Origin of the sequence: Sphingobacterium sp. (assembly GCF_039596235.1) — a bacterium.
Classification (GTDB): domain Bacteria; phylum Bacteroidota; class Bacteroidia; order Sphingobacteriales; family Sphingobacteriaceae; genus Sphingobacterium.
Genome location: NZ_JBCNKE010000003.1, coordinates 493,772 through 517,150, shown reverse-complemented (window position 1 = coordinate 517,150; position 23,379 = coordinate 493,772). Strand labels below are relative to the sequence as shown.

15 protein-coding genes are annotated in these 23,379 nt (G+C 41.3%); 7 read left to right on the top strand and 8 right to left on the bottom strand.

Annotated elements, in window-relative coordinates; genetic code table 11:
• The first annotated feature begins 1 nt into the window (after position 1).
• Positions 2-1,741 carry an ATP-binding protein gene (locus ABDW32_RS09490; protein WP_343561735.1) on the top strand — a complete coding sequence of 580 codons (1,740 nt, stop codon included), beginning with the start codon at positions 2-4 and terminating at the stop codon, positions 1,739-1,741.
• A 306-nt stretch (positions 1,742-2,047) separates the two neighbouring features.
• On the opposite strand, the gene ABDW32_RS09485 is transcribed toward ABDW32_RS09490, so the two are convergent.
• Complete coding sequence (locus tag ABDW32_RS09485; RefSeq protein ID WP_343561733.1) at positions 2,048-2,968, bottom strand: pentapeptide repeat-containing protein; 921 nt, start codon at positions 2,966-2,968, stop codon at positions 2,048-2,050.
• 428 nt (positions 2,969-3,396) lie between these two features.
• On the opposite strand from ABDW32_RS09485, the gene ABDW32_RS09480 reads away from it, so the two are divergent.
• The 6 genes from ABDW32_RS09480 to ABDW32_RS09455 all read left to right on the top strand — a co-directional run bounded on the left by ABDW32_RS09480 (position 3,397) and on the right by ABDW32_RS09455 (position 9,837).
• Positions 3,397-3,699 carry a hypothetical protein gene (locus tag ABDW32_RS09480; RefSeq protein WP_343561731.1) on the top strand — a complete coding sequence of 101 codons (303 nt, stop codon included), beginning with the start codon at positions 3,397-3,399 and terminating at the stop codon, positions 3,697-3,699.
• Positions 3,700-3,781: 82 nt separating this feature from the next.
• A complete protein-coding gene (locus ABDW32_RS09475; RefSeq protein ID WP_343561729.1) occupies positions 3,782-4,558 on the top strand; it encodes a GLPGLI family protein in 777 nt (258 codons plus the stop codon).
• A complete protein-coding gene (locus ABDW32_RS09470) occupies positions 4,539-7,232 on the top strand; it encodes a hypothetical protein (protein WP_343561727.1) in 2,694 nt (897 codons plus the stop codon). The genes ABDW32_RS09475 and ABDW32_RS09470 overlap by 20 nt, the downstream gene beginning before the upstream one ends.
• A gap of 724 nt (positions 7,233-7,956) precedes the next feature.
• A complete protein-coding gene (locus tag ABDW32_RS09465) occupies positions 7,957-8,178 on the top strand; it encodes a transposase (RefSeq protein ID WP_343561725.1) in 222 nt (73 codons plus the stop codon).
• Between the two features lie 831 nt (positions 8,179-9,009).
• Positions 9,010-9,549 carry a TonB-dependent receptor plug domain-containing protein gene (locus tag ABDW32_RS09460; protein WP_343561723.1) on the top strand — a complete coding sequence of 180 codons (540 nt, stop codon included), beginning with the start codon at positions 9,010-9,012 and terminating at the stop codon, positions 9,547-9,549.
• 30 nt (positions 9,550-9,579) lie between these two features.
• Positions 9,580-9,837 (top strand): hypothetical protein, encoded by a 258-nt coding sequence (locus ABDW32_RS09455; protein ID WP_343561721.1) that lies wholly within the window; start codon positions 9,580-9,582, stop codon positions 9,835-9,837.
• Positions 9,838-10,142: 305 nt separating this feature from the next.
• On the opposite strand, the gene ABDW32_RS09450 is transcribed toward ABDW32_RS09455, so the two are convergent.
• From ABDW32_RS09450 to ABDW32_RS09420, 7 genes are all read right to left on the bottom strand, one after another.
• Positions 10,143-13,727, bottom strand: coding sequence for a glycoside hydrolase family 2 TIM barrel-domain containing protein (locus ABDW32_RS09450; RefSeq protein WP_343561720.1), 3,585 nt, complete (start codon positions 13,725-13,727; stop codon positions 10,143-10,145).
• A 342-nt stretch (positions 13,728-14,069) separates the two neighbouring features.
• A complete protein-coding gene (locus ABDW32_RS09445; RefSeq protein ID WP_343561718.1) occupies positions 14,070-14,684 on the bottom strand; it encodes a DUF1565 domain-containing protein in 615 nt (204 codons plus the stop codon).
• 66 nt (positions 14,685-14,750) lie between these two features.
• Positions 14,751-16,067, bottom strand: coding sequence for an IPT/TIG domain-containing protein (locus tag ABDW32_RS09440; protein ID WP_343561716.1), 1,317 nt, complete (start codon positions 16,065-16,067; stop codon positions 14,751-14,753).
• A gap of 30 nt (positions 16,068-16,097) precedes the next feature.
• Complete coding sequence (locus tag ABDW32_RS09435; RefSeq protein ID WP_343561714.1) at positions 16,098-17,966, bottom strand: RagB/SusD family nutrient uptake outer membrane protein; 1,869 nt, start codon at positions 17,964-17,966, stop codon at positions 16,098-16,100.
• 20 nt (positions 17,967-17,986) lie between these two features.
• Positions 17,987-21,361, bottom strand: coding sequence for a TonB-dependent receptor (locus tag ABDW32_RS09430; RefSeq protein ID WP_343561712.1), 3,375 nt, complete (start codon positions 21,359-21,361; stop codon positions 17,987-17,989).
• Positions 21,362-21,524: 163 nt separating this feature from the next.
• Positions 21,525-22,670, bottom strand: a complete 1,146-nt coding sequence (locus tag ABDW32_RS09425; RefSeq protein WP_343561710.1) for a FecR domain-containing protein — start codon at positions 22,668-22,670, stop codon at positions 21,525-21,527.
• Between the two features lie 121 nt (positions 22,671-22,791).
• Positions 22,792-23,358 (bottom strand): sigma-70 family RNA polymerase sigma factor, encoded by a 567-nt coding sequence (locus ABDW32_RS09420; protein ID WP_343561708.1) that lies wholly within the window; start codon positions 23,356-23,358, stop codon positions 22,792-22,794.
• Positions 23,359-23,379: the final 21 nt, after the last annotated feature.

Sequence of the window (23,379 nt, the reverse complement as noted above, 5' to 3'; positions counted from 1 at the left end):
AATGAAAATAAAAGCAAAATTAACATTTGGAGTGGGGCTCCTATTTATCTTGATAGTTGCCTTAGCTGTTATCAGCGGATGGTATGTTAATCAGCTCAAAAGAGACACGAATAATATACTTGTCGCAAATTACAATACCCTGCTCTATTCCCGGAATATGCTGCTTGCACTCGAAGATATCGGCAAGGATGCTGCGGCAATCGATACTTTTCAGCATAATTTGACCCTGCAAATGGGCAACGTCACTGAAATCGGCGAGATCGAAACGACAAATCTGATTGTCAGACATTTCAGTTTACTTAAAAATAAACCCGGTGATGCCCAGCTAAGCTCATCCATCCGCAAAGATATCACCGAATTGATGCGGTTAAATATGGATGCGATCAGCAGAAAAAGTAATATTGCGGATGATACCGCCCGCAGGGCAATACTCATTATCTCCTTTACGGGGGCTTTGTGTTTTCTGATCGCCGTCATATTGCTGATCAATCTGCCTTCCAATATTGCCAACCCCATCCGGGAACTCACTGAAAGTATCAAGGAAATTGCCAGTCAAAATTATTCAAAACGTGTCAACTTCGGTGGACACAATGAATTCGGGGATCTGGCCAGATCATTTAATACCATGGCCGAAAAGCTGGAAGAATACTCCGATAGCAAATTAGAAAAAATCCTCAAAGGTAAAAAGCGGATCGAGACCTTGATCGATAACATGCATGACCCCGTTATCGGAATCGATGAAAATAAAAAGGTACTGTTTGCCAACGACGAAGCCCTGAACATTTCAGGATTACGGAAAGAAGATGTCATTGGAAAAGCTGTTCAGGATATCGCAGTAACCAATGATCTGATTCGGGATATTATAAAAGATATCTTTCAACCGCAGACAAAAACAAACAAAGCAGAACAGCTAAAAATCTATGCCGATGGCAAAGAAAGTTATTTTGAAAAGGAAGTCATCGACATTAATATCGTCCCCACCGGCGAAACAGCAACAAAATTTATCGGTCAGGTGATCCTATTGCGTAATATCACTCCTTTCAAAGAACTTGATCTCGCCAAAACAAATTTCATGGGGACGGTATCCCACGAATTTAAAACACCCATTTCATCGATTCAGATGGGGGTACAACTCTTAGAAAATGAAAAGCTTGGGCTGTTGAATGGGGAACAAAAAGAGCTGATCAACGGGATAAAAGACGACACACAGCGCTTATTGAAAATAACGGGCGAACTGCTCAACATTACACAGGTCGAAAGCGGTTCCATACAGATCAATCTACTGCCGGCTGCAATCAAGCCGATCATCGAATATGCGGTCAACGCCAATAAGTCTGCCGCCGACAATAAAAATATAAAGATCGAGATTGAGATGCCCAATGAAGCTTTAACTGCTGTGGCCGACAGCGAAAAATCAGCCTGGGTACTGACCAATCTCATTTCCAATGCCATACGTTATTCCTATGAGCATGCTAAAATACAGATCAAAACAGAACAGGAGAATAATAGGGTCAAATTTTCAGTTTCGGATACCGGACAGGGCATACAGCCCCAATATTTAAGAAAGATTTTTGAACGGTATTTCCGTATTCCGGGTACCAAAAAAGAAGGCACGGGTTTAGGCCTGAGTATCAGTAAGGAATTCATTGAGGCACAGGGTGGTGAAATCTGGGTCGAAAGTGAATACGGTGCCGGAAGTACCTTCTACTTTACACTTAATATAGATAAGAAAACGGTATAATCCGATCGGCAGGGATTATTTGGCAATTAAGGCAGCGCGAAAGCTGTATCTATATATATCCGATTTAGCGCTTACTGTAGGACCAGGCCTAGTTTAAATAAACGGGGTAATCCATTCTTTTGGACTACCCCGTTTATCATTTATCTTGTTTATGTCCCGCCAGTCTTTTAGCTTAGCGATATACCGTGCAGGGCTTCACTCCTATCTTTCACAAGTTTTATTTTGTGCTTGCTTGCTTGCTTGCTTGCTTGCTTGCTTGCTTGCTTGCTTGCTTGCTTGCTATTGAAGTTTTTCAGACCAGATTACTTATTCCTCGATAAGCGTTATCCCCGTCAAATTTGCTTCGTTATTCTTCAGGAAAGCATAAGTTAGTCTGTCCACTTTACAATCGGAGAACTCCACTTTTTTAAATTTTCTATTGTATTTAAAAAAGGTATTCAAGATGGTGGCGCCCTGAAATTTGACTTTATAAAACCCGCAGCCCTCAAAATGACAGTCTTCGATCCTGCCTTCAAAGATGACGTCACTGATCTCCGTATTTTTAAATGAGGTGCGTTTTAGCACGGTATTGGTCATCTCATTGCGCTCAAAACAGCCGGTATCAAATCTGGCACCTGTAAAATCCGCACCGGAGAAATTACACTTTCCGATATTGCTTCTCGAAAAATCAGTATCGACAAACGAGCAATGGTCAAATTGGTTTTTGAGCAGATTAGAAGACTGTATCCTACTGCCTTTCAGGTCTGAACGGGAGAAGTCACATAATTCAATATTGTTCTTACCCAGTATCAGCCCCGATAGATCTGAGTTTGTAAACTTGCAATTTTTGATATTGGAAGAACTAAACTGTTCACCCAAATTCTTTAAACCGGAGAAATCAGCATTTTCCCAATTGCCTTTTGACATATCCCAGCTGCGGGCAGTCTGATTCTCGGCCTTGGGGTCCCTATCAGCCGGATAAGCTTGTCCCTCGGTTTCGACTGACTCATACGCCATAGTATCGACAGCCCCCCTATGAAAATTTTCGGAAAAATAATTAAGATCCGCGGCGAGTATCTCGGCAAGCCTGTTCAAGGTCATGATATCCGGCATGGATTCCCCCCGCTCCCATTTACCTACCGCCTGTGGACTAATGGAGACCTGCTGGGCAAGTTCGGCCTGTGAAAGATTGGTTTTCTTTCTTGCTTCAGCAATTTTATTGCCGATCGATTTAGAATTTAGCATCATGTTTTTATATTTTTTTTGATACCACAAAGTTATTTTGCAAGCCCACTTGGCAGCAAATAAACCGCGCTACCCTTAGTTGTATTTCCACTACTTATTGTTGTATTTGACAACAGCTGGTTGTATTGCTCTCATTTTATAAAATACAGGTCCTATTTTCCTGTCACACCACTCCTGCAGATTAGTCATGCTGCGTATAAGCCGCTTGGCGTTTGAATCATACATATACGATTTTATCGTTGTCTTATGCTACCCGATACCCAAACGAATAATAAGCCATGAACCACGGATAATGAACCAGCTGATACGGATACCAAGTCCCTGTTTAACGAATTAAAACTGTCGGCTATTTTTACTGGCATACAATAACGGCATGCCTCAAAAACATGCTATGGTTTAACACAAAATAATAAAAAACAATGAAAAAATTAATGATGAGTCTGGTCGCCCTAGCGGTGTTATCGACTGCAGCTTCTGCTAAGACAACGGAAAATGCATCCCACAAAAATGCAAGAGCAAAAACTTCGACTTACCGCCTTCCAAAAACAAACACCACGGTAAGGGTTACCGAAGAGGTAACAGAAATGCAGGATGGACTTACCCGCTGTGTTTTTGTGCTGACTTTTTTAAGTTCTGATGATCTACACGTTGTGGGCACGCATACTTCAGAGACCTACACCAACGGTAGCTGTGGTGAATTCTTCAGAGCATGCCGTCAATGGTGGGGTGTATAATGGTGGTTTTAAGGTCTAATCAGTGTTGATAAACAGCAACTGAAGCGGAGGCCAGTCCTCCGCTTCTCCAAAACAAAATAACATGCATAAAAATTATATATTCTTTCTGTTTTTGTTCCTTTCAGGATCTTCTTTTGCACAACGGCTTCATGCGGTATATGAATATATACCATCGGCTATGGCTACTTTTAAGGAACAGGTCTATTATGACGGAACGGTGAAGATCGCCGTCCGTGATTCGCTGCCCAAACGCAATCAAGATATCAACCAGGATGTCGACGGTGAGGTTGCATCCACATTTTCGATGACCATCGGCTCCGGCAAGTTATATAACAAGGTGGTAATACAACAAAATAATGCTGCCGAGCAGCTCGAGACCGGCTCTATCGAAGGTGTCAATTACCTGGTAACGGACAAATTTCCTCCGCTGGTCTGGAATACCAACTACAATGATGTCGATACCTTGGGCAAATATGTGTGTCACAAAGCGACAGCAGCATACCGCGGCACCACCTTGGTCGCTTATTATACCAACGATATTCCCGTGCCCGTGGGCCCATCAAAATTTGGAGGATTGCCGGGGCTTATCGTGATGCTATACAACGAAAGTGCCAATCCCAACTACTGGTACCTGAAAGAAGTAAACTATCCTTATGAGGGCAATTTCCCCATTAATGACAGCTATATCCATTCCCTGCCAAAACTTACACTGGAGGAATTTATCAAGAAAAATGACCGTATTACCGAAGAGCAGATGCGCATTTTGTACAGCAAAATCCCTGTGATGGAAGGTGTGAGTGTAGAGGGAAAAAAAGTCCGTGGCAGTGTAGAACAAGTGTATGAATGGGAACATCAATAAGCGGATACTAACCCTGTTGGGGTTCTGTCTGCTCTGTGTAGTGGTTCAGGCTCAGGTTGCGGTCCATGGAAAAGTCAGCTCTAATGGAAAAGCGTTGGGCAGTGTGCGAATTGATTTAAAGCGCGACACTGATGGCAAGATGCTAGCCTATACCTTTAGCGATGGCGAAGGAAAATACCATTTGCAAACAGCGCAAGGCGGAAAATTCACGCTACTATACAAAGCACTTAGCTTCGAGCCGGTCACTCTGCCGCTGACAGCTACACAGACCGATACCCTGATCAATGTGCAGTTGACGGCTGGCGGTGTGGAACGGTTGCAGGAAGTCATTGTCCATTCCAAACAGCCCTACCGTCGCGGCAGAGACACTATTGAACTGAGCGTGAAATCCTTTTTACAAGGCGACGAACGCTCGGTGGAGGATCTGCTCCGGAAAATTCCCGGTATCAATGTCGGTACGGACGGCAGCATCAAAATAGGCAATAAGGAAGTCGAAAAAGTCATGGTCGAAGGAGATGATTTTTTCGAAAAAGGGTATCGCCTACTGACACAGAACATGTCTGTTCAGCCCCTGGAAAAAATTCAGGTGCTGCAGCGTTATTCCAACAACAAACAGTTGAAAGGCATCGAAAACTCAAACAAGGTCGCCCTAAATCTACAATTGAAGGCGGAAAGCAGAGCACAATGGCTAGGTTCGGTAGATGTACAGGGCAGTCCCGTAGGCCCCACTAAATATTACCAGGCCAATGCCAACCTGATGAATTTTGGAAAGAAAAACAAATATTATCTATTGGGGAGCGCCAATAACAATGGGGTCGATGCCGTGAGCAGCATCAATCACCTGATCCAGTCCGGTTCGGCCGATGAGCCCGGACAGATTGGAGTAGGGATAAGCACCCCAAAATTGATTGACAATACCCCGAGCCTCCCTGGATTTGACTATAGGAGAACCAACTTCAACAACGACAAATTACTATCGCTCAATACCATTTTAAATCCAACTTCAACATTTAAAATCAAATGGCTGGGTTTTGCAAATCCAACAAAGAAATCATTCTATCGCAATACAGTGCAAAGTTATCAGCTGCAGGATATCCAGTTCACGAATACCGAAGACTATCAGTTTACCCGCAATATTGATAATTATTTCACCAAATTGGAATTACAGTTCGAACCCGATGCGTACACTACACTGAGCTATACCGGGACATTAGGGTCGCTTGGGCAAAATGACATAGGTAGCTTACTCTTTAATGGTGACCAGAGTCAGGAGCTGACCAAAAGCAAAGGCTACCTGACCAACCACAACCTTAGCTATAGCCACAAATTTTCGGAGCGGGAGGCGCTGGTCAGTTCCATCCGTTGGATAGATCAACAGTCCCCGGTAGACTACAGTATCGATCGGTACTATTACGAAGATCTGTTCGGGAAGAAAGATATCGCAGCCGTAAAGCAGCATATTGAAAATAACCTGCGCTACCTGGGTGCTACGACCCATTATCTAAACCGGCAAAAAAATGGCGATTTTTTTGAGCTCGCCCTGACGGCGGCCTATCAACTGCAGCAACTGAACAGTCGATTGATGCTACAGGCCGAGCAAGGAAAGACTGGGGAAAGCGACAGCTATCCGGAGGGATTTACCAATGAAACGGACCTGTCGGTATTCCAGACCAATCTTATTTCCAAATATACTTTTAAGGGGAAGAAATGGGAATGGACACCCCGTTTGCAGATCGGTGTTGTTCAAAACAGGCGAACAGATTTTGGCAAACGCAGCCGTAAAAACAGCCTGCAGTTTTCGCCAGGCCTAGTAGGCAGATGGGCCGTACACCGCAAAGGACGCATCGAAACGGAACTTTATTTTCAACAGCAAAATGCTACACTTACCGAGCTTGTCCCCCATTATTACAACACAGGTCTTCGAAATTTTATAAAAGGAATGGCGGATATGGCCACTTTAAACAGTTCAGGTGCAACGCTGACATACACCTATGGCAGTATGACCGACCGTTTTTTTGCCAACCTCCATGTCGGGCATCAGATCCTATTCGATTATGTAGGTACGGAGAGCAGTCCAAATCCCAACTTCAACCTCGCACAGCGGATATTGCTTAAAAACAAAAAAAGCAGCTTTTATAAAACCGACGTGAATTATTACCTGAAAGTATTCGGCGGAAATTTCCGGTTGGATCTGGGGACAAATAGCTCCGATTACGAAACCGTCGTGACCGGATTGGGCAACCGACAGATCCATACAGACACCTACGATTATGGACTGTCGTTCCGGAGCGCGTGGAAATCCCGGTTAAATATTTATACCGGATATACAATACAGTCGGTTACTTATCGATCAGAAAACAAGAATACCCTAAAAAATAGTCATGGCTTCCTGAATATATTTTTAAACATGGGCAAAAATATACAGTGCAATCTCAAGAATGAGTCCTATCGCTTTGGCAGTTTTTTGGGGCAAGATTCCAAAACCTATTATTTTTCGGATTTCTCCCTCTTTTATGAACTTCAAAAGCAGCGGATGAGATTTAACCTGACTGCAAAAAATATATTTAATACCCGCTTTTTCAGAAATGCGGAACTGACTGATCTCTACAGTAGCAGTACAGCGTATAAGCTGTTGCCCGGTTACATCAGCTTTGGCGTAGATTATAGCTTCTAGGATTTTCTTTAGAGGCTATAATTACTCCTTTTTCACTTCCCGTCCACAGGATATTATTTTCCTAAACTTTTTTGATAATTTGGTCACTTCCCCTACCTGTTTTTTTAACGTACATTGTAAACTTTCAGCAAATCTTTCGGTTCTCTTTTTTCCATTTTTAGGGGCAGTAATTTCCGATGCATTATAAAAGATACTACATCCTTTGAACCTAATGTATCTCGGGAATTATACCCGTATAAGCGCGAATATTTGGTTATTTCCCACGAATACTAATCGCCCATCTTCAGATAATAAATAACGCTATATCGAATACGCTTGGACGGCCTGCTCTGGAACAGAAAAAGGCACTTCGTGTTTATCGGAATATCGAGTTAAAACTTAGAGTAAAACGCAAACGTCGTATTCCGTCTCGAATCATAGAAAAACTGACGGTTCCGGCACGGTCAACGAAACCTGGTCAATTGATTTAGCTTCGCTGCTACTACGTGGTTATGAGTGATTCTCTAGCTAATGGACGTAGATTCAGAGAACTAAATGTCATTGATGACTATAATCGGGAATCATTGATAAATGAGGCTTTCTATTCCATACCCGGCGTCAGATTGATGCAGAAATTAAAGGAGCTTTTGTTATTTAGACCCAAGCCCAAACGCATAAGAACGGATAATGGCCCGAGTTTTTGTCAAAGGTATTTATTGAGTTTTGTCAAGATAACGGAATCGAGTTGCAGTACATCCAGCCAGGAAAGCCTGCGCAAAATGCTTATATCGAACGACTGAATCGGACATTTAGGGAAGACGTATTAGACGCATACTTGTTCGATTCACTGACAGAAGTCAATGCGTTAGCTTATGAGTGGCAGATTGACTATAATAGTAATCATCCACATAAATCACTAAACGGATTAAGTCCGTGGTTATATGCTAAGAATCCATTGGTTTCTTAAAGCATATTTTTTATATTTATTCACTGTTTGAAAAATGGTAAGTCTTCAGGTTGTATATAGAGAGATAACATTTATTTTTATAGCAGGCGCGCGCAATAATTTAGACACCCCTCAAAGAAAATTGTTAATCCTGCCGCAAGCTCAACTATCGCTTTATTTCGCCAACAGCATCTCCAGAGAGTGTAATAACCCTTCAAAAATATGAAATCCCATACTTTTTTGGTATCTCCCTGATACTGTCTTTGGGGACAAATCAATAATCCGATCCTCTATATCTATATCGTTGAACATAGTTAAAAAAAGCAGCAGGCATTTTTTTAATTGTTCGGGACAATTTTGATTTTGTATCGTCATATATAGTATATCCACCTCGGTGAATAATTACGTAAAAACGGTTAGTGTTTACCTAGCATTTTAGAAATGATAGGTTTTTGCATTCCTTGGTCAAATTATATTCTTTTTCGTCTTTGAAAATAAATGGAAATTCAAAAATTATAAATTAATAAAACAAATATATTGCTGCCAATAGGTTCCCACGTCAATTATGTTGCCAGACAAGAACTAACTTAATTAAACATGAAACAAAAATTATTCAGTATTATTTTGCTATGGATTCTGTGCATAAGCTTCTCTTATGCACAGAATCGCCAAGTGACGGGGAGGGTGACCTCTGCCTCAACGGGGGAAGGTCTTGCAGGTGTTACCGTACGAGAAGAAGGAGCGATTAGAGCTACACAAACAGATCAGAACGGAAATTATAGTATGCATGTAGGTACAACGAATGTGCGTTTAATCTTTTAGCTAATTGAATTCGCTGAGCTATCTCAATCCTTGAGGCAAGGTTGGAGTCTTGATATCGCGCTGTCTGAAATCACAAATGATCTCGATGAAGTTATCATTGTTGCTTATGGTAAGGTTAAGAAATCTGACTTTACGGGTTCTGCAATACAGTTAAGTGCCAAGGACCTGGGCAAAAGGCCAATCGCCAATGTACTAGAGGCTTTCCAAGGTGCCGGTCCAGGTATTCAAACGGCGGCACCATCGGGTGCACCCGGGTCATCACCAACGATCCGTATTCGTGGAATAGGATCTTATTCGGCTGGAAATGACGCATTGATTGTTGTGGGTGGTATTCCTTTTGATGGGGGAACGGCAAACATTAATCCTGATGATGTTGAGAATATCACCGTCCTTAAAGATGCTGCAACAATTGCAATCTATGGATCAAGAGGAGCAAATAGCGTTGTCATTGTGACAACCAAACGGGAAAAGAAGGTAAAAGCCAGTTTGATGCTAAAGTTCAATTTGGTTATAATCAAAATAGTGTGCCGAACTATAATACCGTTTCTGCCGGGGAGTATTATGAGTTGATGTGGCAGGCCTATACAAACAGTTTAGCTTATGGCCCCTCACCTGTTCCTCTTGGATGTAGCACGTCAAATTGGTTCGGGACTCCTGACTAGAAATAATGACGGCCAACAGCAATATAATGGAAAGACCTATCAGGATATTGTACAGTTTCTTGGGGGCTACAATGCTTTTAATATATCAAATGAAAAATTGGTAGACGTCAATGGAAAATTAAATCCCAATGCCCAGTTCAAATATAAAAAATTTCACTTCTTGGGAAGACGCGGCGGTAAGGAATGGCAAACGTAATGAATATAGCGTAAATTATTCTACAGGAATTAAACGTACAGATATTTATGCTACTATGAACTACTTGAAAGATAGCGGCTGGGGGCTTCGTTCTTCTATGGATAGGTTTCAGGCAAGAGTAAATGTGAATTCTAGCAAAATTGGAGTTTGTTTCTATTATTCAATTGAATATCAAATAGCCAAAAAGTTATTCCGGAAGCCTCAGCCCAGAATATAAAATAAAGTAATGTAAGAATCCCCGATCGTAAATCGTTCAGGGATTCTTATTTTTAATTTGTTGGATTTTGTGAAGAACTGTATTTCTACTATTTACTTATCCATGGTTCAATTCGAAAAGAATAAAAGGAAGGAGTATTGACTGGGATCATATATTGAGGAAGTGGCAATGGACCACAGCTCGCATTGCCTAAACCTTGTTGTATGCAATCTAAGCTGAGATATATTTTGTCTTTCCGAATCTTGGGCAGATTAAAATCATACTTGGCATTCCAGACATCCTCATCCGAAAAGTTCAGTGCTGTAAAACTCAGACGGTCTTTGGAAGTTATTTTTATTCCTTTGTTTTGCTTATTCAATAGTGTGATCCAGCGAATATCCTCGCGGTTGCCCATACTCTGGGCCCGTGTATAATGCTCTTCCTCCATATCAAGCGGTGTGGTAACATATTGTCCTATATAAGTTGACTGTTTGCGGTCGGAATAATTCTCGCCCGGCCCCCTGCCAAAATAGGTGATCCGCTGATAATCATTGGGCATAACCACCTGCAAACCTATGCGATGGACAATATCCGCCTGTGCGGGTAAACTAAAATAGCTTTCCACATCAATCTTACCATCACCGTAAATTGTATAACTGACCGTAAACGGTATCTGGATCTCTTTTTTAGAATAAATGGTTGCGATCGACTTCACCACAACATCTATTGATTTCTTAGATTCATCAAGGGAAACTGTTGCAATGTCCGATTTAAAAGTTGTTGGATAACAGCTCTGGTCCGTATATTTATCATTATTGACACTTCGGTACCAGTTGAACTTTAATCCTGCCGCGCTGTCGATTATTTCTCTCTGATGGTATCTGAGCGATGACATAACACCCTTTTTTTTATCAAAGACGACTTTAAAATCCTTTCCTTGTATGTTAACTGAGGCCTCATCTTCTTTTACAGATAACGCCGAAAGTTGCTGTCGATCAATTAATGGAGCAATTGATCGTGTTGTCAGTTCAAATTGATCGGATGCCACAATATGACCTTTTGCGCCCCAGTTATTGTTTTCCTTTAGCCGGATAGCGAGATTGAGGTGATATTCACTATTCGGAATAAAATTCCGCTCGAAAGGAAGGGTCAGTATCGTATCTTTACCTGGTGCTAACGCAAGCTGGTTGATATGACCGCTCTGTTCGACCACCCCATCTTTCAATACTTCCCAGTTTAGATCAAATTCCTTCAGGTCATTAAAATCATAAGCATTCCTGATGCTGATTTTGTTACCGGCCAGAGCCTCACCATTAAATTTCACATATTGATAAATCTTTTTGGTTTCAAGCAGTTTTGCTGTAACCCGCCGATCCGGCGTGGTCAGTCCATTATTAGAAAAATCACCATCGGTCGGCTTTTCACCAAAACTGCCACCATAATAGAAATGGTTTTTGGGTTGTCCAGGCATCAAATGGGCCTGATCGACCCAATCCCAGATACAGCCACCGATCATCCGCTGCGAAGCTCCTTCAATATAGTCCCAATATTCCTTCAAATTACCCATCGCATTCCCCATCGCATGGGCATATTCACAAAGGAAATACGGCTTGTCGGTGGTCTTTTGGTCAAAGCGGGTCATTACATCCAATGAAGGATACATATGCGAGTCAACGTCGGCAAGTTCATTTTTACCTTCATAATGGATCGGCCGTTGTTGCATATCAAGTTCCCTTACCCTCCGGTACATAAAATCAAAATTCTGTCCATTGCCGCTTTCATTTCCGAGTGACCAAAAAATAACCGACGGATGATTACGGTCCCTCAGCACCATCCGTTCAGCGCGAATTACATAGGCACCTCGCCAATTTTCATTATCGGACAATCCCATGTTCCCATGATTTTCGACATCAGCTTCGTCCATACAGTATAAACCATAATAGTCCATTAGTGCATAAAATTGAGGGCTATTTGGATAATGGCTTGTGCGAACTGTATTAATATTGTGCTGTTTCATGAGCAGAATGTCCTTTATCATAGTCTCTAAAGGAACGGTCTTTCCAAATTCGGGATGCGTGTCGTGACGGTTTACCCCCTTGAAAAATACCTGCTTTCCATTAATGTACACACGTTTATTTTTAATCTCTATTTTTCGTAAACCTATCTTGGTGCTCAAAGCTTGTATTTCCCGTCCAGCCACATCTGTTAAAACCATGACAGCGGTATATAGATAGGGCTTTTCCGCAGACCAGAGGTGCGGATCGGATACTCCCAAATGGAACGTGAGATCAAGCTGTTTACCTTCTTCAAGCGAATAATCCTTCAGCCTCTCAGCTACGGCGGTTCCTCTATCGTCGAGCAATGTGATCTTTAACTGTCCCTGCTTTAGTTTTGCGTCGTCATTTTTCAAAACGGTGGTAAAGTCCACTGTCGTCTCCTTAAAGTTATCGTTCTTTAATGTAGTCCTGTGATGAAAATCATAAACATGCATCTTTGGTATGCTGTATAAAAACACATCACGATGGATCCCTCCAAAACGAAACATATCCTGATCCTCTATATAGCTCCCATCTGTCCATTTATAAACCTCCACAGCGAGCGTATTGCTGCCTGATTTTACGGCCGCAGTAACATCAAATTCGGTGGCATTGTTTGAACCTTCGCTATACCCAATTTTTTCCCCATTTACCCAGACATAAAAACCCGAATATACACCATCAAAGTGTAATACCACTTTGTTCCCCTTCCATGCTTTTGGTATTGTAAAATCCTTTCGATAAGAACCTACAGGATTAGGTTCTTTCTCGCTGGTATATCCTTTTACGGGATAGATAAAGGGGGGACGGTTGGCAAAAGGATAAGTGACATTGGTATAGATCGGTGTGCCATAACCATTGACCTCCCAACAGGAAGGGACAATGATGTTGTCCCATTTAGCCACACTGTATTTAGGGTTATAGAAATCCGAAGGTCTATCCTTGGGCTGTGTGCTCCATTTGAACTTCCATGTTCCATTTAGCGACTGATAGTTGCTTGACCCCGGCTCCGTCCAAGGTTTGTCAAAATAAGGATCCTCCTTCATCTCTTTGGTATTTGGATAAGGTATGAAAGTTGCATGTCCTTTCATTTTGTTGAGCTCAAACAGCATTTCATTCTGCCATTCCTCCTCGCCCCGCCAAGCGAATCCTTTGGCTAGTTTTGGATCGATCTCCACGAGCTTCCAGTCCTGAGGTGGCACAGGGAGTTGATACACAATTGTACCTTCGCGGTCATCTTGCTGTGCCACAATGCTCATCCCACTGCCAGCATGACGGAGCTGTATGGCACCTGTTCCTGTAAATGTCAGTTTCCATTGCTGATTGGGATTGGATGGATTGGCCCCCCATTGCATGATCGGATTACCATTGCCCGAATATTGGTTACCATTGTCAATATTGGTTCCCGTAAAGGGGTTACTGATGGTATAATAACCATTGGTATTTCTTTTGAAACGCCAGAGCTGGCTCTTCTTTGTTTTTTCGGCCTTGTGCAGCATTATTTTTGCTCCATCATCAAATAATTCATTGTTATCCCAAGCCAGGCCATTGCTGTTGACAAGCAGATAAAGGGATTCCTCGTTAATCTCCTGTGCTGTAGAAGGCCTCCACAATAAGAGCGTGAGGACCAGCGCCAACATGAAATTCGTTTTGTTCATTTTTATATCGTTATTAAATAATTGTTGTTTCGAAAAGATTGTTTTTTGCGCATGTGACATAATTCCTGTTGCTTATCCTCATTCCGATGTTTGCATTTGAACTCCAAAAGCAAAGAGATATGATCAAATTGGCTAAGTTTGAGAAACTATTACAGAACTTGTTTTGGGTATTGGCATTGCATATATTCGGCTGAAATACAGAAGCAATATTTTTTATTTATATATTTCCAGAAATATATCAGGTGTTAAACTTGAGCTCATTTCCTCAAATTAATGTTTGGCTTAAAAATCTTCAATTTTATAATAAAATTGGAGATTTTAGTCTGCACGTTTACAACATCATTATTTGCTTTGATAAGCACCTTTGTCTAATAGCCCCCATTTCCCCATCACAAGTATAGCGTGACCACTTCGCCCATCTTGTGGAGAAGCGTTATTTTCGATACGCTGTACTGTATTTTTTCGAAGGGTGATATTCTTTGATCCTTTGTTTATAATTACCCCATTTATATCCATCCCTTTAGCCATCGTTTTGAAATTTTGAAAGACAAACCCCTCGATCTGGATGTTTTTGGCATTCTTTATGGCTAATAACGCCTCTGTTTCAGAAATTAAGAGACCATCCTTATCAATACGAACTAATTCATTGGAATGAGGGATAAGGACGATAGGTTTTTCAAGCGTACCGGAGTTTGAAACCATGACCTTTTCATGATAAGTGTCATTTCTGACGAATACAGCATCACCGGGCAAGGCAGCGGCGATTGCTTTTGAAATAGACTTAAATGGAGCCTTTCTGGTATCCAAATTGTTGTCGCTTCCGTTTATACCTACATCTTTATTTTTCAAAGTTATCAGGGGCTGCTTAGGAACTAAAGCGAGTTTCTTACAGGACGCAATGGACAGTACAGCGTTTGAAGCAACGAATAAAAACTGAAATAAATATTTTAATATCATTTAATACGATTAATATATTAACAGCCTCAGGTTTGACAGAGGCTGTTAGTTGAATTTATAGAATTTTTATTCTGATATGATTTTACGGATGCTATTGTTCTTTTTATCCAGAACATACACCGTCCCATTCTTATCGACTGCAACACCTGCCGGGACATTAAATGTTGCTGCCCCTCCAATTCCGTTTGTGAAACCAGATATATTTGATCCAGCAAAAGTACTCACGTTAAAGGTTCTATTATCTACAAAACGAATACTTTGATCGGGTGAACCACTGTCTCCACCGCTTGTTCCATTTCCGGCAATGTAGACATTATTTTGACTGTCGGCGGTAATTCCCCAGGGAAGTGCGAATTCAGCCTCTTTTCCTGGGCCATTCTTATAGCCATATTTGCCGGTTCCTGCAATCACAGTGTATTTCCATGTTTTGGGATCGTATTGGCGGATCTGATTGTCACCATGGAGACATACATACAGACGGCCATCTGATCCGCAGGCTAGACCCGCAGGATAATTCAATCCAGTGACAACGGTATTAGAAGCTGTACCATCCATATTGATCTGATAAATAGGCGCTGGCGAATCAACGACAGTGTAGTACAATTTTTTTGAAGTTTTGTCATAGGCGATAAACCATGGGGCACTATTGCCCCAGGCGACTACTTTGGTGGTTCCATCTGGAGAAATCTTACGGATATCCCAATTACCTGGGTCAGCACTATACAGATTTCCTTGCTCATCTATTGTAAGACCGTAAGGGAGACTGAAACGCGCTTCTGTGCCTTTTCCTTCTGCAAAACCACCATTTCCCGGTGAGCCCGCAAAAGTAGTTACATTTCCATTGGGATCAATTTTTCGTATACAGTGATTGCCAGGATCAGTCACATATACATTCAATGCATCGTCCACCGCAATACCGCTGTTGCGGTACCACCATTGGCCGCTGAAGTCAAACATAGCATCGGTACCTTTGCCATTGGCAAATCCTGCAGTTCCATTACCTGCTAATGTTGTTACAGTTCTTGTATAAAGATAGGTATATGTATCTTTTGAGGTGCCAGATTTTCCTCCGATCGAAATTTCAATAGGACCGGTACCTCCTTTTTTGGGCACAATTGCCATGATCTGCGTGCCATTAGAAGCGATCACCTTCAGGGGTACACCACCTATTTTTATAGCTATTGCTGCTGTATCTAGGGGGAAATTTTCGCCATTGATCAATATCTCCGTTCCCCCCGATCCCTGTTTTGGAAGAAAGTCTGTTATGACTATAGGTGAGTTGGGGTTAAATGTCAACCCATTATCGTCTTTTTTACAGCCAGATAGACCAAGGATAAGAAGAGCAAAAAGGATTGATCTAGTTGCGTTATATGTTAATTTCATAAATCTTTAAAAATAAAATCCATACTTTAGTTACCATCCTGGGTTTTGTACAAGCGCATTATTCTTGTCGATGTCATCTTGTAGGATGGGGAATAGATACATCTTGTCATTCCAATATCGGGTTTGCAGTGTCTGCCGTTTATAAAAGTCCTGAAAAGCAAAGCCCTGACCGTTATCGTTTGCGCTAACGTTCAGTCGATATATCGTCTGTACAGCGGGATTTCCCATCATTAGCCTACGGATCAATGTAAAATAACGGTCACCTTCAAAAGCCAGTTCAATCTGACGCTCGTGGAGAATCCATTTGCGCTGCTCATCTTTGTTACCGGCCACGTGTGGATAAACAGACTCAAGTTTTGGCAAGCCAGCCCGTTGTCGAACGAGATTTAAATAAATAAGAATATCAGGATTACTGGGATTAGCTTCATTGAGTGCTTCGGCATAGTTCAGATAAATCTCTGCGAGACGGATATGAATAAACGGACGGTAAGCTGCGCGGTCCTGACGGATGTTTGAAGCAGGGCTGACATTCTTTTGTCCGAGGTAGCCTGTTTTGTCAGCGCTATTAGAATTTTGACCGACGCCGGCTTTACCTGAGTAATAGAATTCAGCTCTACCGCGGCCATCTTTATTAACATCCGACGAGAAGAAGTTACGATCGTCCGTAGTTGGTGCTGGTAATATTGGTTTACCATTGTACAGGATATTGACATAAAATCGAGGTTCGCGATCTACATACATGTAGGAGTTTCCTGCAATATATCCTCTATTTACGCCGTCCCGTTGTTTACCATAATTAGCAGGATCATCTTGCTGTACAAATCCATCTTCTTTATAGCCCGAAGTAGGATCTTCAATGGTCTTTCCGTTGCGCATTAGGTGAGCGTCAACCACATTCTGGGTTGCATTCATCATATTGATACCACCCGGTTCAGGAGCACTGCGTTTTTCATGCCCCCATTGCCATGTATCTGCCCGGTGAGTGGAAAAGATAATCTCACTGTTAAAGTTAGTCAGGAACAGATCCCGAAAGGACAGATAAGGATCAAAACTGGAATCTCCTTGTTCCAGATTTGTAAAGAGCTTGTATGCATTTAGGTCGATGACTGCTTTAGCTGCATCTGCAGCGATCTTCCATTTGTTGGGGTCATTCTGCAAAGGAGCCAAAGCTTTTCCGTCTTTGTTCTTGAAGTTGGCAAAACGGGGATTCCCATTCCATAATGGACTAGCGGCCAATAATGCTACTTGGGACTTTATGGCAAGGCAGCTGCCCTTGCTGGGACGCCCATAATTAGATGATGAGGTCCAGACTACCGGAAGATCTGCAGCAGCAAGATCCATCATTTTATTGATATAATCTACACATTCCTGAAATGAATTTCGAGGGTACTTGTTATAATCATCATTTAGACTGAGGGGTTTATCCAATAACACAGCTGGACCATATTGGCGAAGCAGTTTCCAATAAAACCAACCGCGTAGAAATCTAGCCTCAGCTTTATACTGTGTCTTAAGGTCCGACCCCATAGCGCTTTCGGGAACTTTATCAATGTTTTCTTCAAAAACAAAGGACTGTCTGATTGCGCTATAGGCATTGTTCCAGTTTTCCTGCCAATAAGCACTTTGAGGATTCCAGTTACCGGCCACCATCTTGCGCACATTTACGCTTGGAATATTACAAGAGTTTTCGTCACTGGCTCCTAATACTGTGTAATCGTCCACTGGCATGCTTACATAAGCATAAATTTGGTTCAGATAACCTTCGGCATTTGCTCGGGTTTCCCAGAGCATGTCAGATGTCAATAAATTGTCCGGCTTCTTGTCTAGATAATTACAACTTTGCATTAAAGTGAGTGCTAATAGACTCAAAGCAATATATTTTGTTGATTTCTGTTTCATTTTTTAAAGATAAATTAGGTTTAAAACTGTGCTCTAACACCGAAGGTAATCATACGGTTCAATGGATATTTTGCCCCATTATCTCCTAACTCGGGATCCCAAATTTTAAATTTGCTAAACGTCAGTAAGTTTTGTCCCGAAGAGTATACATAAAGTGAGGTAAATCCGAGTTTGTCTAAACCTTTGGTCTTAATGTTATATCCGATTGAAGCCTGTTTTAAACGCGTGTAAGCGCCGTCTTTTAGCCAGTGGGTACTATTTAGATAGTTGTTGTCCGAGCTGTTTGCCATCGTCAGGCGTGGGTAATATGCGTCCTGGCGCGGATTTTCAGGAGTCCAGCGATCTTCGACAGTAGACATTGTGTTATTCGGGTAAAGCCCGATACCTGAAAACGGAATTACCCCTGCCCCCCGGGCACCTGCTCCAGGCCAATCGATGCCTGAACCATTGGCCATAATACCAACATCACCAATACCTTGAAAGAATACGGAAAGGTCAAAGTTTTTATAGGATAACCCAAATCCCGCGCCATATAGCCATGTAGGAAACCATGATTTTCCGAGATAAGTTTCATCAAAAGCATCGATGACATTATCATCTGCGGCATTTAGATTTTTGTACCGGATGTCGCCTGGAAAGACCGGATTGAATTTTTGTTCCGGTGCGTTTGCAATTTCCTCGTTACTGACAAAGTAACCTGTGGCGACATAGCCTTTATATTCACCAAAACGTTTGCCTGTTTCAGCTTGATAACCATATTTCCGCAGAGGTTCATCCGCGTAGACAATCTTATTTTTACTATAAGTTATGTTTCCGAATAAACGCAGGCCTACATTTCCGAATTTATCATTGTATTCTAGATTGGCATCCATTCCTGTATTGTTCATTTCGCCAAGATTCGCGAATACATTCATATTGTTATAGCCAGCAATGGATGAGATGGATCGCCTACGGATGAGAATATCCTTTCGGTTTTCATGGTATCTGCTCAGTACGATGTTGAGCTTGTTCCAGAGACCAATTTCTAGACCGATATCACTTTTATAGGATTTCTCCCATGTGAGGTTCTCTACACCTATTACGTATTCGGTTTTTCCTGGTACCCAGCTTCCGTTGAGGCCAAAACCCGTGCTGCCTCCATTACCGATCTGCGTTAAGTAAGGGAACCGCCCTCCATCAATGTTATCGTTACCAACAACACCGTAAGAACCTCTGATTTTTAATAAACTGAAGGTGTTTTTCAGCGGAGCGAAGAATTCCTCATTAGAAGCGACCCAACCACCCGAAATGGAGGGGAATAGACCAAATTTCTTGCCTTTCTCAAAATTCTCAGACCCGGTGTAGCCTGCATTGACCTCCACAACATATTTATCTCGGTAGCCATAAGTAATACGCCCCGCTAAACTCTGATTACGATAAGGAATGGCACCGATCACCGAACCGGACAGACTGACCAAGCGATTTCTCATATTATAGAGTAACATTCCTCCAATCTTATGATTATTGAAGGAGTGATCATAGTTTAAATTAGTTTCTAAGTACATAACACGCTGACCATCAGAAGACTGACTATAGTCCAGAAATTGCTGACCTACACGAGTTTGATTAAAGACAAGATCCCCCTGTGGTGTTCGTCCTATTGCTTGCCATAAATCATTCCTCCCGGATCTACGGTTATCAAATTCACCATAGCTGTCAAACGAAAAACGCGCATAAGCAGATAGGCCTTCAGTAACAGCATCCAATTTTTGATTAATGGTCAAAACCGACTGGATAATAGGCTTAAATTCGTCAGAGTAACCGTTGTTCTGAACTTCATTTAGCGGATTGCTGCCGCCATTATTTAAAGGTCCTGCCCATCTTCCGTCCGGATATTTGGTAGGGTAAGCAATAGGCGTAGTTGCGTAAGCTAAATACCATAGGTTGCCAGCCGATATTCCAGGATATCGTGAATTGACCAACATACCAGTCAGATTAAGCTGGACCATGGTGTTTTTGGTGAGATTGACGTCCACGTTACTTCGAAAATCGTAACGTTTAAAATCTAGATTAGGGTTATAATTATTTAAGTTGCTTACTTTGTAGGGACCTTTTTGATTGTAGTAAGATGCGGAAACATAGTATTTTACTGACTCCCCTCCACCATTGATATTGACGTTAAAATTGTTCAGGACAGAGTTTCTCTTGTAGACTTCGTCTATCCAGTTGACATTCGGATAAATATAAGGATCCAGACCACTTGCTGTTTTTTGAATCAATTCCTCAGAGTACACTGGAGTCAGGCCCATATTTACTCTTGCCTCATTTTGTAATTCCATATATCTGATACCATTCAGCATCTGCGGCGTTTTCGTGAAGCTTGAAAAGCCAGATTCTGCTTTGAGGGAGATTTTAGGTTTACCCGCGACACCTCTTTTAGTTGTAATGATCATCACCCCATTTGCTCCCTTAGCCCCGTACATTGCTGTAGCGGAGGCATCTTTGAGTAGTGAAATACTTGAAATATCTTCGGGATCTATATTATTATAAGATCCTCCAAATCCACCATTGACATCGTCCCTTTGTACACCATCGATGATAATCAATGGCGATTTATTCCCTGTGAAGGTACCAATCCCGCGTATGGTGAATGTAGAATTGTCATAGCCCGGTTCACCGCTGGATTGGACCGAGATAATTCCGGCCACTTTTCCCGCCAGTGCATTAGATAGATTCGGAACAGGAGTTCGCATATCGGCCATATTCACCGAACTTACCGAACCGGTAACCGTAATTTTCTTCTGTGTGCCATACCCCACAACAACGACATCATCTAAGTTGTTGCTCGCCAAGGTTAAGGTGACAGTCAGGGAGCTCTCGCGGTCTCTGTCAATTTTGCGCTCCAGCGTTTGGTAACCGACAAAACTAAAGGACAATGTTTGCTCTCCGGCTGGTAGGGAAATTGTAAAATTACCTTTGCTGTCCGTTGATGTAGTGATTTGAGAATTTTTCACTCTTACTGTTACACCTGCTAAAGGATTACCCTGTTGATCTTTTACGGATCCATTGATATCCTTTTGGACTTCAACCGAACGGTGGACGTTTTGATTGTCAGATTGTACCCTAGGGCGGATTATTAATGTTTTTTTCTTGACTTCAAATTCAAGAGCCTGTCCCTGTAGGATAGTTGTCATCGCATCATTGAGCGAAACTCTATTTAGATTGAGTGTGATAGGACGAACCGCTTTCAACAGCTTAGTATCATAGAGCAGGTCAACTTGCGCTTGTTTACTAATTTCAGCAAGCACTTCATCCAGCCTACTATTTTTAAAATGTAGGTTCACCACCTGACTGTAAGCAGGCGTGCCGGCCTTTACAGTAGCTAAAAAAGCGAGAAATATGTAAAATTTCATCATCAGGATTATCTTAGATAAGAACATAGCATGTTCCTTTCCCAATTTTATTTTCATAAATTTGTGAGGAATTAAAAGGTTATTAAGTTTTTGACTGAAAATTTTAAAACTTTATTCACGGCCAAGATGTTCCCGCATCTTGGCTTTATCTAGTTTTAGGACTTGATTATTTTTTGATTACATAGATCCTCCTTCCTTCGATCTTAAATTGAACAGATTTTGTTAATTCCATTAATGATAGGATTTCTTCAATTTTCTCTCTTCTGGATATGCGCACGTTAAAGTTGACATCATTCCAGTCATTACCCTGAAATATGATTTCTGCATCATACCATTGAGCCAACTCATTCATGACAGACTTGACATTTTCATCTTTGAAAATGAAATAGTTATCTTTCCATGCGATCTCAGTTTCTGGATCAAATTTGTCAATGGTAAATGTAGCAGCATCAATCTTCGCTCTTTCACCAGGTTTTAATATTTTGCTTCCGATGGCGGATGTTAGGTGTACTGAACCTTCGAGTAAGGCAACCTTTGAAAATTTATTGTTTTTTCTGCTTGACACGTTGAATTTTGTTCCCAATACACGGACTCCGAAGTTGTCCCCTTGAACAATAAATGGTTTTGTTTTGGATTCGGCAACTTCAAAATAGGCTTCACCATGAACAGTGACCAATCGTTGATCAACGGAAAAATGCTCCGGAAACTCAATACTACTTTCGGTATTGAGCCAAACTTTTGTTCCATCCTCTAGGTTGATCTGAAACTTTCCGCCTTTTGGCGTTCCTAAAGTGACAAGTTTTGGCGGACCACCAACATCTGCTTCCTTCTTTTTGTAGCTGATAACGCCTTCTTGTTCCATTTTTAAAAGCAATGTTCCGAACTGGATCGTATCGCCTGCTTTTTGTTTATTTAGATTGAGTAGTTCTCCTTTGTCATTCATCAAAACAGCTTTATCATGGGCCGGAAGTAAGAGCGCCTCCTTTGAAAGCTGTTTATCCGAATGAATAGAATTTACATGATTAAAGTATATTAACCCGATACATGATATAATAAATATTGCCGCGGCATATTTCAAATAATGTCTCCCTAATTTTGGCGTAGTATTTTCTTTTTCATTCCCATGTATTGCATCGAATACATTTTGTTGTATTTGTCTTCCAATCTCCTCATTGTACACCATTGGGTCTGGGTCAGAGAGCGCGCTGTTGTAAGCATCCAAAAGAGTCTGGTCAGCTTCTAGCATCTCCTTATCCGAAGATGTCCTGTTCAGAATTTTTTTTATTAAATAAACTAATCTCGGTTCTTTCATGGAATTGACAATTGATTCTATGTTATAGAGTACAATTTTTGATTTTACCCCCAAAAGAATTTTATATTTTTTTTAAAAAAAGTATAATATACTGATTTTCAGTCATATATTTTTTAAGATTCTATAGGAAAATAAAAAACAGTAAGTCTCTTTTGGCCATTTCCTGTTTCAATTTCTTAAGTGCGATAGAAATTTGGTTTTCTACAGTTTTTGGAGAGATGTTGAGTTGCTGTGCAATTTCTTTGTCCTTTAATTGTTCAATTCGACTGAGATAGAATACATGTTTGCACTTATCAGGAAGGTTATTGATCAATTGTTCGACATAGTCCAACAGCTCCGTATATTCCATTTTTAGAAGAGGATCGAATGAATCAATAGATTTGAAATCGTTATTTTTTAACTTATTTTGCTTTGTTGTTCGTTTAATTTCGTGAAAAACCTCATAACGAATGCAACTGAACAGATAAGTATGTACAGAGTATTTTAAAGTGATTTTAGCTCTACTCTCCCAGATTTTAATAAATACATTTTGAACAAGTTCTTGACATACTTCGGCATCTGGAAATGCATGGAAAGCTGTTTTAAATAGTTGCTGCCAAAACCGCGATATAATGATTTGAAGTGCCCGTTCATCACCGTTACAAACTAATTCAAAAATTTGTGCGTCTGAATAAGCTGCGTAATTCATAACCTATTATATTTAAAACTG

What these genes read in the sequence shown, in the direction of transcription:
- ABDW32_RS09490 (WP_343561735.1), top strand. Translation starts at nt 2, where the DNA reads ATGAAAATAAAAGCAAAATTAACATTTGGAGTGGGGCTCCTATTTATC.
- ABDW32_RS09485 (WP_343561733.1), bottom strand. Translation starts at nt 2,968, where the DNA reads ATGATGCTAAATTCTAAATCGATCGGCAATAAAATTGCTGAAGCAAGA.
- ABDW32_RS09480 (WP_343561731.1), top strand. Translation starts at nt 3,397, where the DNA reads ATGATGAGTCTGGTCGCCCTAGCGGTGTTATCGACTGCAGCTTCTGCT.
- ABDW32_RS09475 (WP_343561729.1), top strand. Translation starts at nt 3,782, where the DNA reads ATGCATAAAAATTATATATTCTTTCTGTTTTTGTTCCTTTCAGGATCT.
- ABDW32_RS09470 (WP_343561727.1), top strand. Translation starts at nt 4,539, where the DNA reads ATGAATGGGAACATCAATAAGCGGATACTAACCCTGTTGGGGTTCTGT.
- ABDW32_RS09455 (WP_343561721.1), top strand. Translation starts at nt 9,580, where the DNA reads ATGGCCCCTCACCTGTTCCTCTTGGATGTAGCACGTCAAATTGGTTCG.
- ABDW32_RS09450 (WP_343561720.1), bottom strand. Translation starts at nt 13,727, where the DNA reads ATGAACAAAACGAATTTCATGTTGGCGCTGGTCCTCACGCTCTTATTG.
- ABDW32_RS09445 (WP_343561718.1), bottom strand. Translation starts at nt 14,684, where the DNA reads ATGATATTAAAATATTTATTTCAGTTTTTATTCGTTGCTTCAAACGCT.
- ABDW32_RS09440 (WP_343561716.1), bottom strand. Translation starts at nt 16,067, where the DNA reads ATGAAATTAACATATAACGCAACTAGATCAATCCTTTTTGCTCTTCTT.
- ABDW32_RS09435 (WP_343561714.1), bottom strand. Translation starts at nt 17,966, where the DNA reads ATGAAACAGAAATCAACAAAATATATTGCTTTGAGTCTATTAGCACTC.
- ABDW32_RS09430 (WP_343561712.1), bottom strand. Translation starts at nt 21,361, where the DNA reads ATGATGAAATTTTACATATTTCTCGCTTTTTTAGCTACTGTAAAGGCC.
- ABDW32_RS09425 (WP_343561710.1), bottom strand. Translation starts at nt 22,670, where the DNA reads ATGAAAGAACCGAGATTAGTTTATTTAATAAAAAAAATTCTGAACAGG.
- ABDW32_RS09420 (WP_343561708.1), bottom strand. Translation starts at nt 23,358, where the DNA reads ATGAATTACGCAGCTTATTCAGACGCACAAATTTTTGAATTAGTTTGT.